Annotated in this window: 17 protein-coding genes; 7 read left to right on the forward strand and 10 right to left on the reverse strand. The window is 68.6% G+C overall.

The genetic code is table 11. The features are described 5' to 3' along the window. Window positions 1-295: 295 nt before the first annotated feature. Together amrA and amrB are read right to left on the reverse strand one after the other, a co-directional pair. Window positions 296-874 carry an AmmeMemoRadiSam system protein A gene (amrA, locus tag QZY48_RS16460; protein WP_295432856.1) on the reverse strand — a complete coding sequence of 193 codons (579 nt, stop codon included), beginning with the start codon at window positions 872-874 and terminating at the stop codon, window positions 296-298. Continuing rightward, the gene (gene amrB, locus QZY48_RS16465; RefSeq protein WP_295432859.1) at window positions 861-1,652 is read right to left on the reverse strand and encodes an AmmeMemoRadiSam system protein B; all 792 of its coding nucleotides are present in this window, start codon (window positions 1,650-1,652) and stop codon (window positions 861-863) included. Before amrB ends, amrA begins: the two co-directional genes overlap by 14 nt. Before the next feature lie 201 nt (window positions 1,653-1,853). Between amrB and amrS the strand changes: the two genes are divergently transcribed. The 3 genes from amrS to QZY48_RS16480 all read left to right on the forward strand — a co-directional run bounded on the left by amrS (window position 1,854) and on the right by QZY48_RS16480 (window position 4,586). Further along, window positions 1,854-2,942 carry an AmmeMemoRadiSam system radical SAM enzyme gene (gene amrS, locus QZY48_RS16470; protein WP_295432862.1) on the forward strand — a complete coding sequence of 363 codons (1,089 nt, stop codon included), beginning with the start codon at window positions 1,854-1,856 and terminating at the stop codon, window positions 2,940-2,942. Between the two features lie 78 nt (window positions 2,943-3,020). Further along, a complete protein-coding gene (locus tag QZY48_RS16475) occupies window positions 3,021-3,476 on the forward strand; it encodes a hypothetical protein (RefSeq protein ID WP_295432864.1) in 456 nt (151 codons plus the stop codon). Window positions 3,477-4,106: 630 nt separating this feature from the next. Further along, entirely contained in the window at window positions 4,107-4,586 is a 480-nt protein-coding gene (locus QZY48_RS16480) for a hypothetical protein (protein WP_295432868.1), read from the forward strand. A gap of 721 nt (window positions 4,587-5,307) precedes the next feature. Here the strand turns inward: QZY48_RS16480 and glcF are convergent. From glcF to QZY48_RS16500, 4 genes are all read right to left on the reverse strand, one after another. Beyond that, window positions 5,308-6,519 (reverse strand): glycolate oxidase subunit GlcF, encoded by a 1,212-nt coding sequence (gene glcF, locus QZY48_RS16485; RefSeq protein ID WP_295432871.1) that lies wholly within the window; start codon window positions 6,517-6,519, stop codon window positions 5,308-5,310. Window position 6,520: 1 nt separating this feature from the next. After that, complete coding sequence (gene glcE / locus QZY48_RS16490; RefSeq protein ID WP_295432873.1) at window positions 6,521-7,615, reverse strand: glycolate oxidase subunit GlcE; 1,095 nt, start codon at window positions 7,613-7,615, stop codon at window positions 6,521-6,523. 149 nt (window positions 7,616-7,764) lie between these two features. Beyond that, window positions 7,765-8,286 (reverse strand): RNA 2',3'-cyclic phosphodiesterase, encoded by a 522-nt coding sequence (gene thpR, locus QZY48_RS16495; protein ID WP_295432877.1) that lies wholly within the window; start codon window positions 8,284-8,286, stop codon window positions 7,765-7,767. After that, entirely contained in the window at window positions 8,279-8,512 is a 234-nt protein-coding gene (locus QZY48_RS16500) for a hypothetical protein (RefSeq protein ID WP_295432880.1), read from the reverse strand. Before QZY48_RS16500 ends, thpR begins: the two co-directional genes overlap by 8 nt. A 267-nt stretch (window positions 8,513-8,779) precedes the next feature. Here QZY48_RS16500 and QZY48_RS16505 point away from each other — a divergent pair, with 267 nt between their 5' ends. Then, a complete protein-coding gene (locus QZY48_RS16505; protein WP_100917620.1) occupies window positions 8,780-9,061 on the forward strand; it encodes a cupin domain-containing protein in 282 nt (93 codons plus the stop codon). Window positions 9,062-9,134: 73 nt separating this feature from the next. After that, window positions 9,135-10,319, forward strand: a complete 1,185-nt coding sequence (purT, locus tag QZY48_RS16510) for a formate-dependent phosphoribosylglycinamide formyltransferase (RefSeq protein ID WP_295432886.1) — start codon at window positions 9,135-9,137, stop codon at window positions 10,317-10,319. Window positions 10,320-10,365: 46 nt separating this feature from the next. On the opposite strand, the gene QZY48_RS16515 is transcribed toward purT, so the two are convergent. Continuing rightward, a complete protein-coding gene (locus QZY48_RS16515; RefSeq protein ID WP_295432888.1) occupies window positions 10,366-10,503 on the reverse strand; it encodes a hypothetical protein in 138 nt (45 codons plus the stop codon). A gap of 226 nt (window positions 10,504-10,729) precedes the next feature. On the opposite strand from QZY48_RS16515, the gene QZY48_RS16520 reads away from it, so the two are divergent. After that, window positions 10,730-12,463 (forward strand): caspase family protein, encoded by a 1,734-nt coding sequence (locus QZY48_RS16520; protein ID WP_295432891.1) that lies wholly within the window; start codon window positions 10,730-10,732, stop codon window positions 12,461-12,463. After that, complete coding sequence (locus QZY48_RS16525; RefSeq protein WP_295432894.1) at window positions 12,460-13,329, forward strand: hypothetical protein; 870 nt, start codon at window positions 12,460-12,462, stop codon at window positions 13,327-13,329. Before QZY48_RS16520 ends, QZY48_RS16525 begins: the two co-directional genes overlap by 4 nt. A gap of 75 nt (window positions 13,330-13,404) precedes the next feature. On the opposite strand, the gene QZY48_RS16530 is transcribed toward QZY48_RS16525, so the two are convergent. The 3 genes from QZY48_RS16530 to QZY48_RS16540 all read right to left on the reverse strand — a co-directional run bounded on the left by QZY48_RS16530 (window position 13,405) and on the right by QZY48_RS16540 (window position 18,244). Next, window positions 13,405-15,903, reverse strand: a complete 2,499-nt coding sequence (locus QZY48_RS16530) for an SUMF1/EgtB/PvdO family nonheme iron enzyme (protein WP_295432897.1) — start codon at window positions 15,901-15,903, stop codon at window positions 13,405-13,407. A 24-nt stretch (window positions 15,904-15,927) separates the two neighbouring features. Next, entirely contained in the window at window positions 15,928-16,851 is a 924-nt protein-coding gene (locus tag QZY48_RS16535) for a CHAT domain-containing protein (RefSeq protein WP_295432899.1), read from the reverse strand. A gap of 346 nt (window positions 16,852-17,197) precedes the next feature. Next, entirely contained in the window at window positions 17,198-18,244 is a 1,047-nt protein-coding gene (locus QZY48_RS16540; RefSeq protein WP_295432902.1) for a quinone-dependent dihydroorotate dehydrogenase, read from the reverse strand. Window positions 18,245-18,459 lie beyond the last annotated feature (215 nt).

Raw genomic sequence — 18,459 nt, forward strand, 5'->3', positions numbered from 1 at the left:
CCGAACGGTTTTGAGTTTTCTGTTTTTCGGTCTTCGTTGTAACTGATTATAGTACCTTGCAAGAACATCAATAGTTTGAAAGATGAGAAAGCATTTTATTTTCAGCGCCTTGCTATAATTTAAAGATATGGAATTTCTCGCAGAAGACTATAAACAGCGCGTTCCGAAAAACGAGAAACGAAAAACCAAGTACGATGGGTATACATCGCTTCTCCGATTACGACAACGACAACGACAATGACAACGACAACGATTGTGTCTGTGGTTGACTTGTTCTTGTCTCGTTACTATAGCGTTAATCGCCAAAGGACTCCGTGTGATAGCGCGAAACCCGCAGGGTCGGGCTCCAATAGCCGCCCGGAAGTCCGGCCTTGCCCTTGAGATGGTTGAGGAACTCCCTTGGCGTTGGCAGCGACTCCCAGACCGACGGCAGAAAGGTCCCGCGCGCTGCGCCGTCGGCGAGGATCAGGCCGTCGACCCCGGGGCGCAGTTGCCGCAGCAGGTCCTGCTCGTCGCGAAAGCGCATGGGCTCGGGGATGGACAGGACCGAGATGTCCAGGGTCAGGCCGTCCAGTTCCCAGGGCTCCAGCCGCGGAAACCGCGGGTCGCGGAAGGCCGCGGCGAAGGCATTCTCCGCCACGTCCAGGACCAGCGGCGCACAGGGCTCCAGGTGGCCGATGCAGCCGCGCAGCGAGTGGAAATGGTTCAGGGTGACGAAGGCCGCCCGGTGGGCCCGCAAGGGCTCGGGAAAGTCCGCCGGGTCCGGGGTCAGAGGCGCGCCCCGGGCCAGGCCGTGGCGCAGCGACTCCCAGGCGACCTCCAGCAGCAGCCGTCGCGCCTCGGCGTCCAGCGTCGCGGGTTCAGAAAACGGCATAGGCACCATACCCCACCACCTGGTCGCGGGGACCGGCGGTGTCACCAGAGTTACGCAGGTCCAGGGTGCGCACCTGCATTGCGCGGCGGCGCGCGGCCACCAGCAGCCCGGCGAGCGGCGTGGCCCCGCAGGCCGCGTGGTGGTCGAGGGCCGCGGGTTCCAGGTGCTCGATCGCCCGGGTGGTCGCCCGGTCGAGCCGGGTCGCGGTGGCATAATCGTGATAGTGACTGAGATCGGAGCTGATGACGATCAGGGTCTCGTCCCCGCCCCAGAGCCGGTCGATCACCTCCGCCACCGCCTCAGTCTCAACGGCGCCGACGATCAGGGGCACCACGCGGAAGTCGCCAAGCAGCCGCTGGAGGAAGGGCAACTGGACCTCCAGGCAGTGCTCGCCGTCGAAGGCGGCGTCCAGGCGCAGGACCTGGGGCAGGTCGGCAAGCCCCGCCAGGGCCTCCCGGTCCAGGCCCACCGCACCGAGCGGGGTCAGCAGGCGGTCCGCGCCCGGATAGGCGATGCCGCGAAAGGGCAGCCGGTGGGCCGGGCCCAGCAGCACCACCCGGCGGATGCGCGCGGCGATGGGGGCGAGTTGGGCATAGGCGCTGGCCGCGATGGGCCCCGAGTATTGGTAGCCCGCGTGGGGCGCGATCAGGGCCTTGGGGTGCGGCTGGGCGCCGCTGTCCGCGACGCCGGCCAAGAGGTCATCGACCTGGCGCCCCAGGACGGCTGGATTGGCCGGATAGAAGGCCCCGGCAACGGCCGGTTGACGATCGATCGACATGGGAGTGTCCCTCGCGTGGTGCCCGACGAGACGGGCGTTCTACCGTCATTATAGCGAGGCTGCGCCGCCGCCGACCGCCGCGCCGCGGCGCATAGCCTATCCTTACTCTACAGGAAGGGACCTTCTCCCCGTCCCCAACCTTGTCCGCGTCGCCGGCCGCGCGTGCGGGCCGGCGGCTTCACACGCGACGAGTAGCTCACCATGACGAACCACCCCACCCAGTTCTGGCACCCGCTCCCGGACGGCCGGGTGCAATGCGAGGTCTGCCCGCGCGCCTGCCGGTTGCGCGAGGGACAGCTTGGCTTCTGCTTTGTCCGCGGCTGCCGCGACGGGGCCCTGGTCCTGGAGGGCTATGGCCGCTCCAGCGGCTTTTGCGTCGACCCCATCGAGAAGAAGCCCCTCAACCACTTCCTTCCCGGCACCCCGGTCCTGTCCTTCGGCACCGCCGGCTGCAACCTCGCCTGCCGCTTCTGCCAGAACTGGGACATGAGCAAGTCCCGCGACCAGGACACCCTGGCCGCCGCGGCCGGTCCGCAGGCCATCGCCCGGCGCGCGGCGCAACTGGGCTGTCGCTCGGTCGCCTACACCTACAACGACCCGGTGACCTTCCTCGAGTACGCGGTGGACACGGCGCTGGCCTGCCGGGAACTGGGCATCCGCAACGTGGCCGTGACCGCGGGCTACGTGAGCCCGGGGGCGCGCGAGGCCTTCTTCGCGCCCATGGACGCGGCCAACGTGGATCTCAAAGGCTTCACGGAGGAGTTCTACCGCCAGGTCTGCGGCGGCCACCTGGCACCGGTCCTGGAGACGCTGCGCTACCTGCGCCACGAGACCACGGTCTGGTTCGAGCTCACCACCCTGCTGATCCCCGGCTACAACGACAGCGAGGCCGAGATCGACGCCATGACGGCCTGGGTGGTGGGCAACCTGGGGGTCGATGTCCCCATGCACTTCACCGCCTTCCACCCGGACTGGAAGCTGCGCGACGCCCCGCCCACCCCGCCCGCGACCTTGCAGCGGGCGCGTGAGATCGCGCGGCGCAACGGCGTGCGCCACGCCTACACCGGCAACTGCCATGACGCGGCGGGCGGCAGCACCTGGTGCCACGGGTGCGGGGCCCTGTTGATCGAGCGGGACTGGTACCAACTCGGCCACTGGGGGCTCGACGCGACCGGACACTGCGCCGCCTGCGGCAGCCCCTGCGCCGGGGTCTTCGAGGCGCGCCCCGGCACCTGGGGCGCCCGGCGCCTGCCGGTGGGGTTCGGACGGGCCGCCGCGGCGCCGGACTGAGCGCGGTCGGCGCAGGTCGCGGAGGCACTCGCCGACGCGATAGAATCCTGCCCATATCCATGAATCGGGGACAGCCGCATGACCAAGCCAACCGACCTCGCCGGCAAGATCGATCACCTGAAGTCCATGCTCGTGCAAGCCACCGACTTCGACCAGCCGATGGGCTATTTTTTCGACGTCCTGGCGCTCGATCAGGCCTTCCGCGACCGCGGCCGGCCGCTCAAGGATGCGGCGATCAAGACCCGGTTCCGCACCGTGCTCGAGGCCATGCAGCAACAGATCATGCCCGGCTGGACGGGCGAAGGGCGGATGATCTCCGCCTTCTGGCTCAAAGACTACGGTTTCGCCCACGGCGCCTGCACGGTCGCGGAGCGGCTGGGCGTCACCTTCTACTTCCGCGACCTGGACATGGGGCTCAGCACCCTCGCGTCACTGCGGCCCGGGGACCAGGTGCTGTTCGCCCGCTTCTCGGTCCAGGAAGGCGGTGATCCGGACAAGAATTATCAGTTCGATCGGCCTGGGCGGCGGCATTGAGGGGCGGCGGGCGAGCCGCTCGCGGGCAGGCCCGGATGTCGGCGGCAGTTGCGTGGCGTCAACCGGTCGATGAAACTGGCGACTGGTGAGTTGCCGTTGGTTTGACGCCTCTTGGAACTGGCCGGTCATCGGCTCGGTCGTTGGCCGGGGCAGGGACTTCGGGCTTAGTGCATTCAGGAACGCCCCGGGCTGGCGCCGGTACCAGTGCCCCATTCCCCCTTATGTTGCATACCGACCCCAACGGGGTCGAATAGACCTGGGTTAGCGTTTTTTTTCGGTCTAGCCCTGGAAGGGAGTGACGCAGCGGCGGGGTTCCTTATGCCACGCCCTTTCAGGGCTGGGGTCTGTTATCCGCCATACCCAGGGCGTTGCCCTGGGCTGGTATGTCACGCCCCTTCGGGGCTTGAGCGGCTTACATCAACAAGTTGAGGCTTCGACAAATGTCCAATTACGATGGGCCTTGGTGGATGCAGCTCTTCCGAATATCGATAACAGTGGCAAGACGGATATCCTCCCGGTCCGGAGCCTTACAATGATCTCGGAAGGATACCTTCAACATGACATCGACTATGTCATCTTTTGGTGCTTGGCTCATCTCGAGATGGCGGACCAGGCGTACGATAAAGCCTTATGCACTTTGAAACGGCTGGATCCCGATTCGGCGACAAATTCCAAGGCGTGGTGTCAATGCGGATGGACGAGAAGGGTTTCAAGCTCAACATCAATCGGCCTGTCGTCCAGCTGCTGTTCTATTTGGGATTCTGTTACCAGCAGCAGGATCAGTTCGATAAGACTATTGGATGTTGGGCTCACATACGCACGGGAAGCGCTGGCAAGAAAGGCGGCAATGCATTCGCGTGGGCTTCGTTAGGGTTGGCGATCTCAAATGGTGATCCCGAAAGCGTTCGCGGGCTACTATACGTTCTGCTAAATCGAGCCAAGGCACACACGGCTGCCGGCCGAAATGACGATGCGCTCGCTGACTTTCAGCGCGTCTATGTATACGCGAAGATGGCAGAGTCAAATTCGGAGTTATGGGATTCGGTGTTTCGCCAAGTCGTCGCCTGGGTAACTGACGAACTGGGAATCCCAGAACCGAAGGGGCAATAGGGGACAGTGCGGCTTGGCAATGTCGCGTAGTCTAGTGGGTGCAAATCCCACCTGGGTAATCGTGAGCCGCGAGCCCAGTATCGAGCCTTGCGGCGCGAACGGTAACGGACGTGTCGATGCGTCGGCTTGATGAGCAGGCGAGGTGTAAAGGGAACGGGTGGAGCCGACCTTGAAGGTGTTGAGCCCCGAAAGATTTGGTGGGTGAGTGCCGACGGGTTTGTCCCTCCGGCAGGCAACAATTCGGTACCGTGCTACGGCGAGCGGTGTCGGTGCTCCCCGGGGTCCTAGGCCATGTCGAGCCTGACATTGAGAATGCGCGGTAACCGAGGAGATCCGCGTTTCGGTTCGCTGGAGGCGGGCACCCGAGAACAAGCTTAAAAGGCGAGGACACGGGCGGCGAAGCGCGGAAGTCGGAGTCACCAATAGTAGGCATGAAAACTCCTTGTGGGAGCGACCTGCGGCCGCGCTACGACTCCGCGGCGAACTCCGACGCCGCGCCCCCGCGGCCCGTCGCGGCTGAAGCCGCTCCCACAGCGTCGCTGCGCGACTTTCTCGGCAAGTCGCCCCCGTTGCATCCCCCCGTCGCGCCGCAGAGCTTCTCAAGGCTGCGGCTCTAAAGTATCCGGCCGACCCAGGCATAGACGTCCGCGTCGCCGGCTTGCTCTAAGCAATACCGCGGATACCCAATCGGCGGGTGCGACGCGGCATCGCCCGCGCCGTATCAGCCCCCATCCAGCAATTCCAGCCAATGGACCACCGGCAACCGGCTCCCGGCCTCCAGGTGCAGTTGGCAGCCGATATTGGCGGTGGCGATCAGTTCCGGGGCGCCGGACTCCAACGCGGCGACCTTGTTGGCCTGCAATTGCCGGGACAGCACGGGCTGGGTGAGTGAGTAGGTGCCGGCGGAGCCGCAGCACAGATGGGCGTCGGGGACCGGGGTCAGGACGAAGCCGAGCCGGGTCAGGATGGATTCTGCCAGGCCCTTGATTTGCTGGCCGTGCTGAAGGCTGCAGGGGGCGTGGAAGGCGATGCGTCGGCCGCGGCCTGGCGCGCCCAGCGGGTTTAAGTCCGCCGCGGACAGCCACTCGGTGGGGTCGCGGGCCAGGGACGCGACCCGGGCGGCGCGCTCGGCATAGGCTGGGTCGTCACGCAGCAGGTCCCCGTAGTCCTTGACCGTGGCCGCGCAGGCACTGGCGGTGATCAGGATGGCCTCGCAGCCGGACTCGATCGCGGGCCACCAGGCGTCGATATTGCGGCGCATGGCGTCCAGACCCTGGGCCTGGGCCCCCAGGTGATAGGCCAGGGCGCCGCAGCAGCCGGCCCGGGGGGCCTCGATCAGGTCCAGGCCGAGGCGGTCCAGGACGCGGGCGGCGGCGGTGTTGGTGAGCGGGGTGGCGATGGCCTGGACACAACCGGCCAGGGCCAGGACGCGGCGGCGGCCCTGGGGCGCCGGCCAGTCCCCGGCGGGGCGGGGCCGCGGGACCTTGGCGGCGAGCGCGGTCGGGAGCAGCGGCCGGACCAACCGACCGAGCCGCACCAGCGGGGCGAGGCGCGCCGGGTGGGGCACCAGGCCGACCAGGGCGGCACGCAGCAGCCGTTGGGTCCAGGGGCGGGCGACGCGCTCGTCCACCAGGTGCCGGCCGATGTCCGCCAGGCGGGCATAGCGCACGCCGGATGGGCAGGTGGTTTCGCAGGAGCGGCAGCCCAGGCAGCGGTCCAGGTGCCCCTGGGTGATGCGGGTCGGGGTCTGACCCTCCAGGACCTGCTTGATCTGGTAGATGCGTCCGCGCGGCCCGTCCAGTTCATCGCCCAGCAGTTGATAGGTGGGGCAGGTGGCGGTGCAGAAGCCGCAATGCACGCAACTGCGTAGGATGGCGTCCGCCTCGCGGCCCGCGGGGGTGGCCAGGAACTGCGCAAGTATCTGGGTCTGCACGTCAAAGCTCCGGGTACAGCCGCCCGGGGTTGAGGATGCCCTGGGGGTCGAAGGCGTGTTTGAGGTTGCGGTGCAGTGCCATCAGCGGCTCCGGCAGGGGTTGGAAGACCGCGCCGGTGCGCTCGCCGCCCCGAAACAGGGTGGCGTGTCCGCCGACGGGGGTGACCAGGGCGCGGATGACCGCGGGCGGGGCGGCGCTGCGCAGCCAGCGCTGGGCACCGCCCCACTCAAGGAGTTGGGGGCCCGGCAGGTCCAGGGGTGGAAGGGCCCGGGGGAGGCCGATCCGCCACAGGGGCAGGTCCCCGCCGAAGAATCCGTGCTGCTGCTCACGGATCTGTCCAGCCCAGAAGGCCGCGGCCTCCGCGTCCGGCAGGGGCTCGCCGCCGATGACGGAGCACGCCGCCCGGACCCCCTGCGCGGCGCCGGCCAGTCGCACCCAGAGGCGCCCGCCGTCGCCGCTGTCCGCCCAGCAGGTGGCGGTGATGGGCAAGGGTCTGGCGGCCCAGCGGTTCATCAGGTCCAGGGCCTGCGCCTGGTCGCACCCCTGCACCAGGGTCGTCGTGCAGGGCGGGATGGGCAGGACCTTGAGGCTCAGGTCCAGGAGCACCCCGAGCGTGCCATAGGCGCCGACCATGAGGCGGGAGCAGTCGAAGCCGGCGACGTTCTTCATCACCTCGCCGCCAAAGCGCAGGACCTCGGCCCGGCCGGTCAGTACCCGGGCGCCCAGCACCAGGTCCCGGGCGGCGCCGGCGTAAGGGCGGGCGGGCCCGGAGAGGCCGCAGGCGATGGTGCCGCCCAGCGTGGCGCCGGCCCCCAGGCGCGGCGGCTCGAAGGGAAGTTGCTGGCCCGCCGCGGCGAGCACGGCCTCGATGGCGTCGAGCCTGGTCCCGCCGCGGGCGGTGATGACCAGCTCCTTGGGTTGATAGTCGATGATCCCGGCGTGCCCGCACAGTGCCAGGGGTTCGCCCGTCGCCACCCGACCGAGGAAGGTCTTGGTGTCGGCGCCGCGCAGCGCGAGGGGGCGGCCGGCGGCGGCCGCGGCGCGCACGCGCTCGGTCAGTTCGTCCCGCAAGTCTTGGTTCCGGTCGGCGGTCATACGCGCTGCTTACCCCTGAGGTCGGCCTGGATGGGACGGGAGACTGTCTTCACCGGTCCTCAATGGGAGGCACGCGGCCGGTTTGCAAGCACCAGGGCTGGTTTAGGTGGTCATGTTCCTGGCTTGAGATCCGGGTGAAATCATGGCCCTCAGGGCCCAGCCCCGAGCGACCAGCGGTGCGCCGCCGCATAGCGCGGGACCTGTCCGTCGCGCCCGCGAGCGAGGACGAACTCCCGGGCCTCCCACTCCACCGGCAGTCCCCAATCCAACGACGCAGTACCGCGAAACCTGCGCGCAAGGGTGAGGTGCGCACGATAGGGTCGGGTCTGCGGGACGAAACCCTGGCCGGTGAGCGCCAGTTCCAGTCGGGTCACCAAGTCGAACAGTGCGGCGGGTGCCCGGGTCGGCGCGCACCAGAGCACTTGTGCCCGGGGGAAACAGCCGGCCTGGTCTATGCGCATGGCGAAAGGCGCGGCCTGCACCGCGTCCCCGGCCAGTCGTGCCGCCTGCAACCGCTGCGGCGTCAGTTCACCCAGGAAATGCAGCGTCAGGTGCAGATCGAGCGGATGGGCGGCGCGAACGCCGTGCGGGATCAGCGGCCTGGCCTGTGCCGCCAGGGCCTGTGCTGTCGCCGGGTCCGGCCACAGGCCAAAAAACCAGCGCTCAGACATCAGTCGGTCCCGGCCCCGCGAGCCGCTGCGCCAGCCCATCGAGCGCGACCCGCACCCCCAGTGGGCATAACTGCGCCCGGTCCCCGACCAATTGCAGGCGCCGCGTCCAGGGCGGTGCCCCGGGGACCGACCAGGCGATCCAGCGGCCGGTGCAGGATGCCGCCGCGGTGAGGCGCGGCCCCCGCGTCGGCAGGAGGGTGCCGAGGGGGGCGAGTGATGCGGTCATGGGTGATGCGCCGCTGCTGTTCTCTGTCAATGATGCTTGCTCGAGGTCCGCGCCCTGGCCAGCCTTGCGCCCGTGCGCGCGGGAGCGGGGGCACCGCGGCTCAGGCTCCACTGCCGGCCGGGCACCAGACACACCGCTCGGGGCCCAGGGAGCGACCGGCAGGGGCGGACCACGGCGCAAGTGGCAAAGTCGCGGCGGCATCGTCACAATCAAGGGCCCGCGCCGGGGAACCGGCGCCCGCACCCCGCAAGCCTGGAGAAACATTCCGTGGACGACCTGGAAATCCTGGTGGAACATAAGCCATCGCCTGCCAAGCTGGAGGTGATCGGGGTCGACGGCTGGCCGCTGTGGCGCGGGGAGCCGGGCGTCCTGCCCTGGCGCTATACGAGGACCGAGACCTGCTATGTCCTGCGCGGGCGCTTCCTGGTCACCCCCGAGGGCGGCACCCCCCAGGCCTTCACCCGCGGCGACCTGATCCGCTTCCCGGCCGGGCTCGCCTGCACCTGGGAGATCCAGGAGGCGGTCGAGAAGCAGTATCGGTTGGATTGAGCCGCGCCGCCGGGCGCCGCAAGCGTCCGAAGCCGGCCACGCAACACCGCGAATGACATAGAGAACAGCCCCCATGCCTACCATCGGAACCCCCTTTACCCCCACCGCCGTCAAGGTCCTGCTGTGCGGCGCGGGCGAACTCGGCAAGGAAGTCGTCATCGAGCTCAAACGTCTCGGTGTCGAGGTCATCGCCTGCGACCGCTACCCCCATGCCCCCGCCATGCAGGTCGCCGATCGCGCCTACAGCTTCTCCATGCTGGACGGGGCCGAACTGCGGCGGGTGATCGAACTGGAGCGCCCGGACTATGTGGTCCCGGAGATCGAGGCGATCGCCACCGATACCCTGGTCGCGCTGGAGTCCGAGGGCTTCACCGTGATCCCCACCGCCCGCGCCGCGCGCCTGACCATGAACCGGGAGGGCATCCGTCGGCTGGTGGCCGAGGAACTGGGCATCCCCACCTCCCCCTACCGCTTCGCCGACACCCCGGAGGAGTTCGGCATCGCGCTCGCCGACATCGGCCTGCCCTGTGTGGTCAAGCCCATCATGAGCTCCTCCGGCAAGGGCCAGAGCCTGGTCCGCTTCCCCGAGGAGATCGGCGACGCCTGGGACTATGCCCGGGGCGGCGGGCGCAGCGGTGCGGGGCGGCTCATCGTCGAGGGCTTCATCCCCTTCGACTACGAGATCACCCTGCTCACGGTGCGCCACCGCGACGGCACCAGCTTCTGCGAGCCCATCGGGCATCGCCAGGAGGACGGCGACTATCGCGAATCCTGGCAGCCCCAGCCCATGACCGACGCCGCCCTGGCGCGCGCCCGGGAGATTGCCGGCCAGGTGACGCAGGCCCTGGGTGGGCGCGGCATCTTCGGCGTGGAGCTGTTCGTGCGCGGCGAGGAGGTCATCTTCAGCGAGGTCTCGCCGCGCCCCCACGACACCGGCATGGTTACCCTTATCTCCCAGGACCTGTCCCAATTCGCGCTGCACGCCCGCGCCATCCTGGGCCTGCCGATCCCGGCGATCCGCCAGCTCGGCCCCGCCGCCTCCGCCGTGATCCTGGTCGAGGGCGAGTCCGACCAGCCGCGCTTCGGCAACCTCGCCGCCGCCCTGGCCGAACCGGGGACGGACCTGCGCCTCTTCGGCAAGCCCCAGGTCCACGGGCGGCGGCGGATGGGGGTTGCCCTGGCCCGCGGGGCGGACATCGAAGAGGCCAAGGCCAAGGCACTGCGGGTCGCGGCGCAGGTGCAGGTCAGCCTGGATTGAGGGTTCGGCAGCAGGTATTCGACAAGTAGCCGCGGTTTGCAGAGGATCAGGAGTCCGAGGCTTCGGCCTTGGCGACGTCGGTCTCCCAGCGGCGGGTGAGCCCGGGTGCGATCCGAACTGATGTCGTGGCCGAGATCCCGAGTACGCTGTCGTTGTCGTTGTCGTAATCGAATAATCCGACCACGATTACGACAACGACTCCCGGTCCGTGAGAACGTCCGGTCGCTGTAGCTGTAGGGTACGCATCGCGTACCCGGCTCCGGCGGTCGTGGCAGCTTGGCGGGGACGCGATGCGTACCCTACGACATGTGCGTTAACACATCAGATCTAATCGCACCCGGTGAGCCCGGCGGGGAGCGGCGCCGTCACGCACCTGTGCTAGCCTTAAGCGGACAAGAGGAGTGAGCAGCATGAACAAGGCCGCCATCGTCATTGGTGTCAACAAGACCGGCAACCTGCCGGTCCTCGCCGCCGCCGTCTCAGGCGCCGTCAAGGTGGCCGACTGGCTACGCCGGGAGGGCTTTCACGTCGAGAAGTTTCTCGACACCCGAGGCCCCGTCGCTGCCGCGGACCTTTACAAGGCGGTCGCCGGGCTGGTCGACCAGGGGACTCTTGAGCAACTGGTCGTCTATTTCTCCGGCCACGGCTTCCTCAACAACGGCTCCGAGCACTGGATGCTGTCCGGCGCGCCCGATGACCCCAATCAGGCGGTCAGCCTCGCCGAAAGCGCCCTGCTGGCCCGCGAGTGCGGCATCCCCAGCGTCGTCTTCATCTCCGATGCCTGCCGCTCCGTACCACAGGACCTGCGGGCCGATCGGGTGCGGGGCAGCCTGATCTTTCCCAACCAGGGGGCCGCCGCGGGCGTCGAGGTCGAGGTCGACCGGTTTCTTGCGACCCTGCCCGGCGATCCGGCCCTGGAGATGCCGCTGCCGGACAGCGCCGGGCAATTTGAAGGCATCTACACCACCTGCTTCCTCAAGGCCTTCCAGCAGCCGGACCCGGACATGATTCGGACCCTGTCGGTCGCGGGCAAGACCGTCCTGGTCGTACCGAACCGCGGCCTCAAGGCCTACCTCAAGCGCGAGGTGAACCAACTCGCCCAAGACAAGGCTATCCGGCTTCGGCAGTTGCCGCAGTCGATCGTGGAGTCCGGTGAAGCATGCTATTTGGGCCGCGCGGCGCGGCGTCGCGGCGCCACCACCAGGGGCTTGGCAGCGCCGACGATGCCGCCGGTCTTGAGCGTCGCCGACGTGGCGCGCTTTGAACTGCGCCGCAGCGCGGAGAACGGACCGGCGGCCGCGTCTTTCTCCATCGCGATGCAGGACACACCGGCGCGTTCCGCCTTCGACGCTTCGCTCGCCGTGGTCGAGCGAGCGGACACACCGGCCCACTTTGAAACCCAAACCGGTTTCGCCGTCGTCGGGGCCGAGGTCGCAGCAGCCTATGGGATCGGCATCGGCGCCGAGGTGGTGACCCCGGGCCGCCCAGGCGCTCCCGCGCTGGTGCGGGTCCACCCCGGCGCGCAGCCGACGGGCAGCCTGATCCTGCGCTTCGCCGATGGGAGCGGGACCCTGATCGCGGCGCTGAACGGGTTCGTCGGGAGCCTGGTCGTCGATGGCGGGCGCGTCATGAACCTCAACTATGTCCCCGCGGACAACAACCGGCGCTGGGCCGACTATCAACAGCAGCGCCCGCGCCTGGAGCGCCAGCGCGCCCTCGTCGCCGCCGCCGCCGGTCTGGGTGTCTTCCAGGTGGAGCGGGAACGGGCCGCCGCCGTGGCCGACGAGATCCGCTATTTGAAGTGCGTCGACCCGACCCTGGGACTCTATGCCGCCTACGCCTACTCGGACGCCGGCCTGCGTGAGCGCATCCGCTCGATGCAGGAGTACCTGCGCCGGGATCTCGGCGGCGATCTCTTCGACATCGCCATGCTGGCGGGCACCCTGTCCGACAGGACCGCGGGGGCGGTACCGGGCTGCCCCATGCTCACCCAGGGCTGGGGTCTGCTGCGGGTCAAGGGCGTGCACTTACCGCCGGCCCTCGCCGCGGCCGGCGAACAGTTGCGGTCCGCCCTGTGGACGACCTTCGAGTCCGCGGGGATGGACATCATCGAGGCGGCCTTTCACCAGGGGGAACTGACATGAGACTCGTCTTCATTCATGGGCGTAGCCAGCAGGGCAAGGACCCTTCGGCACTCAGGCACGAATGGCTGGGGGCACTGAATAAAGGGCTCGCCCAGACCGGCCTGTCCCTGCCCGCCGCCGTCGAGGTCCGGCTGCCCTTCTACGGCGATCGGCTCGATGCATTCACCAAGGCATCCGCGGTGCCCCTCACGGACGACCTCAATACCCGCGGGGGTGAGGTAGATGCGGACTTCCTGGCCTTCGAGGCGGCGATGGCCGAGGCCCTGCGCCAAGGCGCCGGTATCACCGATCAGCAGATCAATGCCGAGTACGGCGCCAACCCCAAGCCCAAGGGACCCCAGAACTGGGAATGGGTGCAGGCGATCTTCCGTGCACTCGACACCCACACCCCGGGGATCAGCGACAAGGCCCTGGAGACCTTCACGCGCGACGTCTATCTCTACACGAGCCGCGCCGGCGTCAAGAGCGAGATCAACAAGATCGTCGCCGCGGACCTGACCGACACCGAACCGATGGTCGTGGTCGGCCACTCGCTGGGATCGGTGGTCGGCTACAGCGTCCTGCGCGAGGACCCCCGGACGCTCAAGGTCCCGCTCTACCTCACCGTCGGCTGCCCGCTCGGCGTGCGCCCGATCCGCGATCAATTCCGGCCGCTCAAGTTCCCCACACCCGCCAAGGCCTGGTACAACGCCTACGACGACCGGGACGTCGTGGCCCTCTATCCCTTGGACAAGAAAAACTTCCCGGTCACCCCGGCGGTGACCAACTATGGCAAGGTCAAGAACCATACCGACAACCGCCATGGCATCGTCGGTTATCTGGATGATCCGAAGGTCGCCCTGGCGATCTATGAGGCGCTGACCTGAGAGGCGGCGTCCGAGCGCACTGGAGTCCAAGGCTTCAGCCTTGGCGCGGCACCCAAGGCTGAAGCCTTGGAGTGGTCAGTGAATGGGGGAGACGCACAAGACACGCAAGCCAAGGCTGCCGTAGCGGCTGCGCGGACCGCGGCCGAGGCGGGCGACCGCGCGCGCGAGGTGCAGGACGAGGCCCCAAGAGCCGCCGCGCACCACCCGCGTCCCGGTTTCGGCCGTGCCCCTGTCCTGGCGTTGTGAATATTGGTTCCTGCACCACTCAACAACGTTTCCGCAGAGGTCGTAAACACCCTGCCGGCTGCCTCCGCCTGGATAGACCCCCACCGCGGTGGTACGTCCAATCCCGGCCTCGTCGGTGTTTGCGACCCCGTCCCGCCACTCGGACCCCCAGGGGTAGGTGAAGTCGGGCCGGGCGCTCTGCGCCGCCCACTGCCACTCCCACTCGTCCGGCAGCCGCACCTCATGACCCAGCCGCGCGCTCAGCCAGCGACAGAAGGCCGTCGCCTCATACCAGGAGACGTGATCGGCGGGGTAGTTCGCATAGGGCCGCTGTTGTCGGCCGGGTCCCGACTCTTGCGTGAGTCCTACCCACCAGCAGACATCGCGATAACCGTCTGCAGCGTCGAGAAAGGCCCGGTACTGGGCATAGGTCACCGGATAGGCGGCGATGCGGAAGGGGGCGACCGCGAAAGAACCCGCATCTTCGATGAAGACCTCACCCCCCGGCACCTCGCACCAGAGGATATCCGGCACCCCGTCGATGACGCCGACACCGGGGCGGGGGTCGCCGATCTCGCACAGCCGCATCCCGATCGCCTCCCGCCGCGCGTGGTCCGTCTCCCCACACAGCAGTTCGGCCAGCAGCCATTCGCCCTCGGGGATCAGAAAGCCCGCAGCATCCGGATCAGCTTCGAGCCGCTCCAGCAGGTCCGCCTCCGCGAGCAGGGCGCGGGCGGGCTCCAGCACCTCGTGCCGCCACAGCCGATGGCGCGGCCGGCCGGCGGCGGCCCAGGCGCTGGCCTCCTCCTCGACCTTGTCGCGCAGGCGCAGGGCCGGGCCATAGTCCCGGACCCAGGCGGCCAGCGTCGGCCACTCCCGCAGCAGGGCCTCGTGGGCGACCTCGAGGGTCGGGCGGTCGTCCGAACCCAGGACCAGCAGGCGGGTGTCCTTGCCGGTGAACTCGGCAATGAGCCGCTGCGCCCCCGGGTCCGCGGCCCAGTGGCTCAGGTCCTCCCGGCGGCGGGTGGCGGTGCCGTCCGGCTGCACGGTCAGCAGGCGGGAGAAGACCTGCGGCAGGGCGGCACGGCCCGCCTCGCCCGCGCGCCCCAGGGCCTGGTCCGCGCGGCTGCGGATGACGCCCTTGAGCTCGCCGAAATCCGCATGCTGGTAGGCGGCCAGGTCCATGCGGCCGGTCGCGCGGCACTGCCCATAGAGGTCCGCGAGGGCAAAGGCGAGCAGGGCGAGACCACCGGACCCGGCCAGGGCGTCGGCGTCGTCCACCAGGTGCCGGACCAGGTCCGGGTCCAGGGTCAGGGGCGGGTTCAGGTCCGCGACCGGTCCCTTGACCATTTGGATCATGGCCTCGCGCCCGGGGGTGCGCACGCCGTAGCAACCGCCGCGGTTCTGGACGGCCAGCAGCCCGGGGTGTTCGAGGCATTTGGGGATGAAGTCCGAGCGGACGGTCGCGATGACGCGAAACCGCGGCCCCGCGACGGCCCGCAGCAACAGGTCCAGAAAGGGCTCGCGCAGGTCCGCGCAGGCGGGGGTGAACAATTCTTCCATCTGGTCGAGGATGAGTAGCCACTCCGCGCTCGCGGACTGGTCCTTGAGGGCACGCCCGAGCAGGCTCGCGAAGGCGCCGGGTTCCGCCTTGAGCGTTTCGGCCTCGCTGCCCGGGGTGAGCCAGCCGAGCCGCAGGTGCTGCTTGAGGCTGTTGGTGAGGGCGCAGAAGGGGTCACTGCGCCGGTCGGCCCCGCGCTGGTCGTCGGGGCACATGGCGGTGATGAGCCAGTCGCGCGCGTTCGGGAGACCGGGGGCGGTGCCCGCGGCCAGCGCGGCCCAGACCCCGGCACGCACCAGGGACGATTTGCCGGAGCCCGAGGCGCCGGTCACCAACAGGAAGCGCCCGCCCTGCCCGGTGGCCAGGCGCCGGAGCAGATCGTCGGTTTCAGTGCGGCGGCCGAAGAAGATGGGCGCCTGCCACCAGTCCAGGGCCAGAAGGCCCGGATAGGGGTCGTGGTGCCAGGCGGGTCGGCGGGCGGTGCAACCCAGGTCGCGTGCGAGCGCTTCCAGCCGGTCGGCATCGGCCCAACCCTTCTCGCGGATCGCGGCGAGCAGGGCGCAGAGGGGGGATTTGCCCTCGCCGGTGGAGACCTCAGAGCGGTCGCAGAGCTCGAGCAGCCTGGTCGCGGTGGTGTCGCCGTCCAACTTCCAGGGGATGCTGTTGAGGAGCGCGTGTCCCCAGAGGGCATCCTTGATGAAGGACTCTCGCTTGTCCTCATCCGACCAGGACGGTAGCCCCATCAGGAGCCGCTTGAAGACCTTGTAGGCGGCGGGCGTCAGGGCCATGGGCGGCGGTCCTCGCGGCAACGGTCAGGCACCGGTAGTCACCGCTGCGGGTCCGCGCATGAGCACCGGCATCGCGTGCTCGGGGAGACCCTCCAGACGGACCTGGGCGCAGCCGGCCTGAAAGGCATCCGCGACGCCCCGGCCCGCGGCGAGTGCCTGGTAGAAGCCGGCGGAGAATGCGAGTGCCGCGGCGTCGCCGATTGCACCCGCAGTGCCGATGACATAGTCGATGTCGGCGGCGATGGCCTTGGCCTGGGGCTCGCTGTAGCAGGCGTTCAGCACCACCACCTTGACGCAGTGTTTGAACAGCCGGAAAACGCTCGCCAGGGCATCGCCCGACACCAGGCGTGCCGGGCCTGGACCATCCTCGAAATAGAGGCCCGTGACGCCTTCACCGTGCCCGGAAAAGTGTACGACGCCGGGCTGGGTGGCGTGGAGTGCGCGGGTCAGATCCGCGGGCCGGGCGGCGAACTCGGGGGCGTGCAGGGTGAGCGCCGCGGGTCCGGCGGCACGGCCCAGCGCCTCCCTGATCCCCTTGTACTCGAGGTCAGTGCGGAGCCGGTCGAGGTCCGGGTCCTGGTGCTCGGCATTGGCCGCGATGAAGAGGACGGAGCGGATCGGTGCATCCGCCCGGCACAGGGCGAACTCCAACTGCGTGAGCACCGGCCCCCGACCAGTCGGGGAGGCGCCGAACTTTGAGCGAATCCGTGTGAACAGCGTGCAGGCGTGGGACAAGCCATCGGGGTTCCGCGACTCCAGCCCATTGAGGAGTTCGACCAGTTCCACGGCGGCCTCTTCGCCCGCACTGTGCCGGTGCAGCCGATTGAGCCATTCCTCGCCCCAAAAGGCTTCCAGCAGAAAGGCCCAGCGCTGGCTTGGATCGTTCCAGCAATCCAGGCCCAGCAGGAGTGACTTGAACTGCAAGAACCCGTGGCGGTCCAGCGGCATTGCGGTGTGCTCGTCGAAAACCAAGTTCCTTCAAGCGTAACACGGAGGCGCCTGAAAGGGCCCCAGCAAACCGTTGATGCCGTGCGGCTGTTGCATAGCGGCATCGGCGCGCCCCTCACCGCTTTATGCGTGCGGCCGCTCCCGGATTCCGTTGCGCTCTATCCGGGCTACGGGGAGGTCGCGGCGAATACCCGCCCGGTCTGCTGCGCGGTGTCACGCGCAAGCGGGACGGCCCCAAGAACCGCTGGCCATTGCGCAGGGGCGGCGGCCCGCCGAGACAGCGCCCGCTTCCGGCTGAAGCCGCGAGCCGCGGTGCGCAATCCCGGCGGGACAGGGCTCCAGCCCGTCAGCCTCGGGGCAGCCCCCGCAACAGGGAGCGTACCCACCCGGGTCCGCCGTAGATGAGCCCGGTATAGACCTGCACCAGGTCGGCCCCGGCGGCGAGCTTGGCCCGCACGTCCGCCGCGTCCATGATGCCGCCGACCCCGATCAGCACCGGCCCCGCCCCGAGCGCGGTCCGCACCGTCTGGAGCAACTGGGTGCTGCGCGCAAACAGGGGCCGGCCGGAGAGCCCGCCGCTCAAGCCGGCGGAGGGACTGGTCAGCCCCGCGAAGTCGATGCTGGTATTGGTCAGGACGAGCCCGGCGCAGCCGGCGTCCAGGGCCGCGCGGGCGCAGTCGATGGCGTCGCGGTCGGTGAGATCCGGTGCCAGCTTCAGCAGCAGGGGCCGGGGGTGCGCGAGGCGCTGATTGGGGCCCTGGATGGCGGCGACGATGCGCCGCACCTCGGTGACCGTCTGGAGTGCCCGCAGCCCCTCGGTGTTCGGGCTGGAGAGATTGACCACCACATAGTCCGCCAGTGCGCCCAGGCGCTCGAAACTCTCGCGATAGTCCGCCGCCGCCTGTTCGGCCGGGGTCACCTTGGACTTGCCCAGGTTCACACCCAAGGGCACCCGCGGCAGGCCGCGCGCGCGCAGCCGTTCCAACTGCACCTGCATGGCCGCGGCGCCCGAGTTGTTGAACCCCATGCGGTTGACGATGGCCAAATCCGCGGGCAGGCGAAAGAGCCGTGGCCGCGGGTTGCCGGGCTGGGGCCGGGCGGTGACGGTGCCGACCTCGATGAAGCCGAAGCCTAGACGCTGCCAGGCGGGCACCGCCTGCGCCTCCTTATCAAGGCCGGCCGCGAGTCCGATGGGATTCGGGAACTCGAGCCCCATCAGGCGGCGGGCCAAGTCAGGCCGCCGCGCCGGGTCCCGGTCCGGCAGGCGCCCGTCGAAGACCCGGGACCAGCGCCCGAGCAGCGCGAGCGTGAGCCGGTGGGCCAACTCCGGGTCGAGGCGGAAGATGAGCGGTCGGAGCAGGCCCCAAAGGCCTCGAGCGTCTTTATTGTTCACTTGGATATCTGCTCGTGTTCCCGCTGCACCGGCGTGGGAGCAAGTCCCGGTAGGTGGGCATCAAGCGTGCGGCGGCTAAGGAACAGGTCATTAGTAAGTCAAACAAGTCCATTAGGGAATGTTCTCAGCACCGTTGTCGTTGTCGTTGTCGTTGTCGTTGTCGTTGTCGTTGTCGAAATTATCGTAGCGCCCAAGATTCTCTCGCAAGCCGATTC

Origin of the sequence: uncultured Thiodictyon sp. (genome assembly GCF_903828115.1) — a bacterium.
Taxonomy (GTDB): Bacteria; Pseudomonadota; Gammaproteobacteria; order Chromatiales; family Chromatiaceae; genus Thiodictyon.